At 41.2% G+C, this 928-nt stretch carries 1 protein-coding gene; it reads right to left on the bottom strand.

What is annotated here, in order from left to right; genetic code table 11:
* A partial coding sequence (locus tag MWU84_RS23980) for a c-type cytochrome domain-containing protein (protein WP_348647901.1) occupies nt 1-443 on the bottom strand: 443 nt, incomplete at its 3' end.
* Nucleotides 444-928 lie beyond the last annotated feature (485 nt).

Genomic DNA, 928 nt, shown 5'->3' with positions numbered 1-928 from the left:
AAGGCCCAGTGCTTCTCGAACTTGGCGCCCTGTTCTATCCATTTCTTCAATAGCTTCTTTTCATACGAATTCAGGGCCAATTGCGAATCCGGTGGCGGCATCAGTAGTTTTGGATCGTCCGAGATTACGTGCCGGTACAAAAGACTGTTGCCGGGCCTGCCCGCAACAACGGCATATTTCCCCGGATTCTCCGGCAGTTCCGAAAGTGCCGCCTGTTCCAGGTCCAGACGAAGGCCGGCCTTCCTCTTGTTGGCATCAGGTCCATGGCAGGTATAGCAATTGTCCGAAAGTATCGGCTTTATATGGAAGTTATAGTCAACGACCTCGGGCAGCTTCTGGTTCACGTACCCGTCGTCCGAGGATTTGAAAAACCCCGACTTAAGGGCAAACAACAAGGCTGCCAGGCCCAATAAAATCAATACTATACTAACTTTTTGTTTCATTCGGGAACTTTAAATTCATCTATTGAAATTCCAAGAGGTAAAGGCCAAAAGCCCAATATCCTCAGTCAGAGGATACAACTTCTCATTTTACATATATTATATTATTTATACTAAAATAATAACATATTTTGAATTAAGGGTTTAAACTTTTCATAATTAACTTGGCTATTTTCATAATACTCAAGAAAACTCTACTGAACATTCCTGTTACAACACTATTTTCCTATTCCCTATATTATTGATAAACGATTTTAATTGGTCTAGGTCTACCAAAACGAATCATTTTAAAAAACATAATAATTCTTATTTCAATCATCATCACTCTTTAGTAATTGTTTCATCCAGATTGTATATCACCTGTGCCGTTAACATGAGTGCAGCTGTTTTTGCCGGATCGGTATCCAGCCGTTTATATTCGCCTTGGGCAAGCAATTTTTCCGCATTCCCCTTGTCGCTCAAGAATTTCTCAAGGGCATCCGTATAGT

Origin of the sequence: Arenibacter sp. F20364 (assembly GCF_023015905.1) — a bacterium.
GTDB lineage: Bacteria > Bacteroidota > Bacteroidia > Flavobacteriales > Flavobacteriaceae > Arenibacter.
The sequence above is the reverse complement of the archived record's forward strand: the minus strand, read 5'-3'. Positions and strand labels throughout refer to the sequence as shown.